This is a genomic window from Flavobacterium cerinum, from assembly GCF_004028155.1.
Taxonomy (GTDB): domain Bacteria; phylum Bacteroidota; class Bacteroidia; order Flavobacteriales; family Flavobacteriaceae; genus Flavobacterium; species Flavobacterium cerinum.
In genome coordinates, this window is sequence record NZ_SBII01000003.1 from 368491 (window position 1) to 374809 (window position 6319).

5 protein-coding genes are annotated in these 6319 nt (G+C 34.9%); 3 read left to right on the forward strand and 2 right to left on the reverse strand.

Features of this window, described 5'->3' with window-relative positions; genetic code table 11:
* The first annotated feature begins 161 nt into the window (after positions 1-161).
* Positions 162-1247, forward strand: a complete 1086-nt coding sequence (locus EPI11_RS06950; protein WP_128389218.1) for a hypothetical protein — start codon at positions 162-164, stop codon at positions 1245-1247.
* Between the two features lie 46 nt (positions 1248-1293).
* Here EPI11_RS06950 and EPI11_RS06955 read toward each other — a convergent pair whose 3' ends face one another.
* On the reverse strand, positions 1294-3924 hold the full coding sequence (locus EPI11_RS06955) for a valine--tRNA ligase (RefSeq protein ID WP_128389219.1): 2631 nt from the start codon (positions 3922-3924) through the stop codon (positions 1294-1296).
* 146 nt (positions 3925-4070) lie between these two features.
* On the opposite strand from EPI11_RS06955, the gene EPI11_RS06960 reads away from it, so the two are divergent.
* Both EPI11_RS06960 and EPI11_RS06965 read left to right on the forward strand, forming a co-directional pair.
* A complete protein-coding gene (locus tag EPI11_RS06960) occupies positions 4071-4499 on the forward strand; it encodes a DUF1573 domain-containing protein (RefSeq protein WP_128389220.1) in 429 nt (142 codons plus the stop codon).
* 161 nt (positions 4500-4660) lie between these two features.
* The gene (locus EPI11_RS06965) at positions 4661-5854 is read left to right on the forward strand and encodes a pyridoxal phosphate-dependent aminotransferase (protein ID WP_128389221.1); all 1194 of its coding nucleotides are present in this window, start codon (positions 4661-4663) and stop codon (positions 5852-5854) included.
* A 247-nt stretch (positions 5855-6101) separates the two neighbouring features.
* Here the strand turns inward: EPI11_RS06965 and EPI11_RS06970 are convergent.
* On the reverse strand, positions 6102-6319 hold a 218-nt coding region (locus EPI11_RS06970), incomplete at its 5' end, for a T9SS type B sorting domain-containing protein (protein WP_128389222.1).

The window sequence follows — 6319 nt, forward strand, 5'->3', positions numbered from 1 at the left end:
GAGATAATCCGCTTTTTATAAGGCGGATTTTTTTATGCCTTCTTCCGATTTTCAATTCTTAAAACCAACAAATCGCATAAACTGTTGCCTGTTTAAAAAAAAAGAGCCATTTTTGAAAATCTTAAACAATTAAACTAAACATTAACAAACTAAACACTATAATGAAGTACTTATACCCTCTAGCACTGATATTACTATTAGCTTCCTGTCAAAAAGAAGATAAAAAGGTTATAGACAGAACCAAAACTGACTGGGCTTCTTATGGACTGTTAGGCGATGTTAAAACTGTCTCAACAAAATCATGGCTGGTGAATGAAAAACTTGAAAAAATAAAACCGCAGCATGAAAATAGTGGTAAACGTGATAACGACATTTCATTTAGCGATGATGGTATGTTGGCTACCGAAAAACTCTTTGTAAATAATGCTCCTTTTGAAGAGAATACTTTTAAGGGAAAAGAAAACAAACAGCAATCATTACAATATATTGGCAATAGTGTAGGTATCAAAACTGACTATACATGGGATAAAACCGGCAAAAAAAATACATCTATAACAAGACGAAATCCCGACAATACTCAGATTGACCGAATTGAAATGAAATATCAGGGTAATAAAGTTGCCGAAAAAGTAACATACAATCCTCAAAACAATCCCATAGATAAAGTTACTTATATATATGACAGCAAGGGAAATCTTAACCTTGAGAACATTTATTTGGGAACAGAATATGTACAATACAAAGCCCTATATACATATGATAAGAAAAACAGGATACTATCTGAATCCAGATATGATAAAGATTCGAAAATGCAATATCAGACCAGATATACATATGACGGGGATAATCTTATAAAAAAAGAAACTGTTAATGAAAAAGGTGAACCTGAATATGTAGAAAAATTCACTTATGATAAAAACAGTAATGTACTTACTCATGAAATATTTGAAAAATTTGAAAATTCAAACATCATCAACACATTCAAATATGACGCAGCTAACAACAAAACAGAATGGAATGTTAGTAAAAATGGTACTCTTATGGCAAAAGCCCTTTTTACGTTTGACAAATATAAAAATCAAACATCATATACAGCTATAGACGAAGTATCAGGTAAAACAATTGAAAAAAGAGAATATATTTTTGAATATGATGCTAAAGGCAACTGGACAAAAAAAACAATAAGAATTAACGATAAACCTCAATTTATTGAAGAACGTACAATAACTTATTTCGACGAAGAGTAAAAAAAATGCCCCGCCAAAAGCGGGGCATTTTTTTATATAATTTATCTTATTTAAGACTTATCAGACTTTGCTCAATCGTTGCAATTTTAGCAAGCGCATCAGCCTCCTTCTGCCTTTCCATAGCAACAACTTTCTCAGGTGCACTACCTACAAACTTCTCATTAGATAATTTTGCCTGTACAGATTTAAGGAAACCTCGGTTGTAATTCAATTCCTCAGTAAGTTTAGCAATCTCCTCTTCTACATTTACCGCACCGGTTACAGGAACGAAATATTCATTGGAACGTACCCTGAAAGTAAGTGCTCCATTAACTTTTTCAGAAATATATTCTAAATCAGAAATATTACCTAGTTTAGTTATGATACTATCAAACTGATCTGGCAAACTATCATTATTAATAACTTTAAGCTCTATAGCATCTTTAAAAGGAATATTTTTTTCTTTTCTTATTGTACGTATACCTGATATAACTTCGGCAGCAATTTCAAAATCACTAATTAGTTTTTCATCAGCCCCTGTTACTTTAGGCCATTCAGCAATAATAAGAGCCTCTTCCGTTGATCTTTCTGCAATAAGGTGCCAAATCTCTTCAGTAAGAAACGGCATAAATGGATGAAGCAGTTTTAAATTACTTTCCATCATTTCTATAGCCTTGTTAAAAGTAGCACTGTCTATAGGTGCCTGATAAGCCGGTTTAATCATTTCAAGGAACCATGAGCAGAAATCATCCCAAACCAGCTTGTAAATTGCCATAAGCGCATCAGATATTCTGTATTTCTCAAAATGATCTTCAATTTCTACTAATGTTTTTTGAACTTTAGCTTCATACCACTCAATAGCTTTTTTAGCATAAGCAGGCTGCTCGATATCGCTTAACTCCCACCCTTTAATAAGTCTGAAGGCATTCCATATTTTATTAGTAAATGCTTTCCCCTGGTTGCATAATTCTTCATCAAACATGATGTCATTACCTGCAGAAGCACTTAAAAGCAATCCTACACGCACACCATCTGCTCCAAATTTCTCAATCAGGTCTAATGGATCAGGTGAATTACCCAATGATTTAGACATCTTACGTCTTTGATTATCACGAACAAGTCCCGTTAGATAAACATTAGAGAATGGTTTTTCACCTGCAAATTCGTAACCTGCAACGATCATCCTTGCCACCCAGAAAAATAAAATATCAGGTCCGGTAACAAGATCATTGGTTGGATAATAGTATTTAAAATCTTCATTTTCAGGATTAACTACACCATTAAAAACAGACATAGGCCATAACCATGCTGAAAACCAAGTATCTAATGTGTCAGGATCCTGTCTAAGATTTTCGATAGTAAGATTTTGATTTCCTGTTTTTTCTTTTGCTAAAGCCAAAGCAGCTGCAGCATCTTGTGCAATTATAAAATCTTCTTTACCCTCACCATAATAGAAAGCAGGGATCTGTTGTCCCCACCATAACTGGCGTGATATATTCCAGTCACGAATGTTTTCCATCCAATGACGATAGGTGTTATCAAAACGCTTAGGATATAATTTAACTTCTTCACTTTCTAATACCGCCTTAATAGCCGGTTTAGCCAATTCTTCCATTTTCAGGAACCATTGGTCAGAAAGTCTAGGTTCAATAACAGCCTTAGTCCTTTCAGATGTACCTACTTTATTAATATGATTCTCAATTTTTTCAAGATTACCCAAACTTTCAAGTTCTTTAGCAATCTCATCACGCACTACAAAACGATCTTTCCCTGCATAATGCAAACCAAAACTGTTTAATGTAGCATCGTCATTAAAAATATCGATGATTTCAAGATTGTGTCTTTCACCAAGCTCTTTATCGTTAATATCGTGAGCAGGAGTTACTTTAAGGCAGCCTGTTCCAAATTCCATGTCTACATACTCATCAAAAATGATAGGAATAACACGGTTAGCAATCGGTACAATAACTTTTTTACCTTTAAGATGGGTATAACGTTCGTCGTTAGGATTGATACAAATAGCTGTGTCACCCAATATCGTTTCCGGACGGGTTGTTGCAATTACAACAAAATCTTCAGTCCCTTCAATTTTATATTTAAGATGATAAAGCTTACCCTGACGCTCCTCATAGAAAACTTCTTCGTCAGAAAGTGTCGTTTTTGCTTCAGGATCCCAGTTTACCATACGATAACCACGATAAATTAGGCCTTTGTTATATAGGTCTACAAATGATTTTATTACAGATGCCGACATATCAGGATCCATAGTAAATTTAGTACGTTCCCAGTCACATGACGCTCCTAATTTTTTTAATTGGTCAAGAATAACACCGCCATATTTATGAGTCCATTCCCATGCATGCTCTAAAAACTCTTCACGTGTAAGATCATTTTTATTAATACCCTCAGCTTTAAGCTTAGCTACAACCTTAGCTTCAGTAGCAATAGAAGCATGGTCTGTACCCGGTACCCAGCAAGCGTTATACCCCTTAAGGCGTGCACGTCTGATAAGTACATCCTGTATCGTATTATTAAGCATATGTCCCATGTGCAGTACACCGGTGACATTAGGAGGCGGTATTACTATGGTATACGGTTGTCTATGATCGGGCTCCGAGTGAAAATAATTATTTTTCATCCAGTAGTCGTACCATTTGCCTTCTGCGGCTTTGGCATCAAATTGCGATGGAATTGTCATAACTTAAAATACTATAAAAAGATTGGTATGTTTTTTGTAAAACGTATACAAAAGTAACTATATAAGTACAATTTAAAAAAAACATGCGTCAATATTTGTACATTAATTTAAACTCAGTATTTTTACTAAAACTAAATTTATTTACTATGAAAAAATTTTTAGGCCTTATAGCAATGCTTGTAATTAGTACAACTTCTTTTGCTCAAAAAGGAGCTAATCTTGAACTAAAGTCAGACACTGTTGATTATGGAACTGTAACTAAAGAAGATGATAATGGTTTAAGAGTATTTGAATTCAAAAATACCGGAGATGCTCCTCTAATTATTAAAGAAGTAAAATCTACTTGTGGATGTACTGTACCATCATGGCCTAAGGATCCTATTGCACCGGGAAAATCTGGAAAAATAGAAGTTAAATACAATATGGGTTTAGGCCCTATAAGAAAAACCATTACTGTTCAATCTAATGCAGTAAACTATCCTGACGGTGTAGTGCCTTTAAAATTAAAAGGTGAAGTTGTAAAAAAAGAAGAAGTAAATATTCTTGAAAAGAAGAAAGGTCTTCCTAATCAATAGGATGAAGATAAAATAAAAAAGCCCTGCATTGCAGGGCTTTTCTATTTTTATAACGTTTCCATCTTGAATTGTTAGAGGCCTAAAAATTTGATTCTTATAAAATTATTAAATATGTAAAAAAAGTCGCAAATTTGCCATAATCATTATAAAATTAAACGACAATGCCTCAAGTATCTAACAAAGGCAGGCAAATGCCTGAGTCTCCTATCAGGAAACTGGTTCCTTATGCCGAAATAGCAAAAAAGAAAGGCCATAAAGTATATCATTTAAATATTGGTCAACCTGATATTAAAACACCTAAAGTTGCTTTAGAAGCTATAAAAAATAATACAATTAAAATACTGGAATACAGCCACTCTGCTGGTTTTGAAAGCTACAGGACTAAACTAGCTGTTTCTTACAAGAATCATGGCGTTAATGTAAACCCAGAAGACATTATCATTACAACAGGTGGGTCTGAAGCATTACTATTTGCTTTAGGAAGTACAATGGACGCAGGTGATGAGATAATCATTCCAGAGCCCTTTTATGCAAACTACAATGGATTTTCTGTTGCTTCAGGAGTAACTGTTGTACCGGTGATCTCTACTATAGACGAAGGGTTTGCTCTTCCTCCTATTACCGATTTTGAAAAACTAATCACATCAAAAACAAAAGCGATACTTATCTGTAATCCGGGTAATCCAACAGGATACCTTTATACTCAGGAAGAAATCCAGCAATTAGCCGATTTGGTTAAGAAACATGATCTTTTCCTTATCGCAGATGAAGTATATCGTGAGTTCACTTACGATGGCGACAAACATTACTCTGTAATGAATGTACCGGGTATAGAACAAAATGCAATCATGATCGATTCGGTTTCTAAACGTTACAGTATGTGTGGCGCAAGAATCGGTTGTATTGTTTCAAAAAATAAAGAAGTAATGGCTACAGCTATGAAGTTTGCTCAGGCACGTCTTAGTCCGCCAACTTTTGCTCAGATAGCCAGTGAAGCTGCACTTGATACACCTCAAAGTTATTTTGATGAAGTTATAAGCGAATATAGAGGTCGTAGAGACATTCTTATTAGTGAACTAAACAAAATCGAAGGTGTTAAAGTAGCATCTCCTAAAGGTGCATTTTACTGTATTGCAAAACTACCAATTGATAATGCCGATAAGTTTGCACAATGGTTACTTGAATCATACGATCTAAATGGCGAAACCGTTATGGTTGCCCCTGCCGCAGGATTCTATTCTACTCCTAATGTAGGCCTTGACGAAATAAGAATCGCTTATGTTCTTAAAAAAGAAGATTTAGTACGTTCAGTAGAAATATTAGCTGATGCTTTAAAGCAATACAATAGTAAGTAAATTTTATCTCTGTAATATATACAAGCCTCACATAATAGTGGGGCTTTTTTATTTAAAGCAGCACTTGGCGCATTCTTTATACTTATTTCCTACTGTTCACTTGTATCCCCTTGAAACGGCAGGACACCACTTCCATGAAAGCTATTAAACAATCCATGCATTTCTTACTTTTTCAAACACTCCAATTAATTAAATAAGAACGGGCTGCCCAATGGGCAGCCCGTTCTTATTTATTCTATGCTATAATTTATCGTTTTAAAGAGAAATGCGCTTTAAATTCTTTGTTTATCACGGTTGTTCCCACAGTTTCAGGGTAGGTAACAGTGAACCAGTAATCGGTTGCCGGTACCGGGTTACCGTTAAAGGTTCCGTCCCATCCGCCATTTTCATCAGGACTCACCTGTTTCATCAGTTTGCCATAACGGTCAAAGATGTAGATTACCGCTCCTGTGCCCTGAAGTCCTA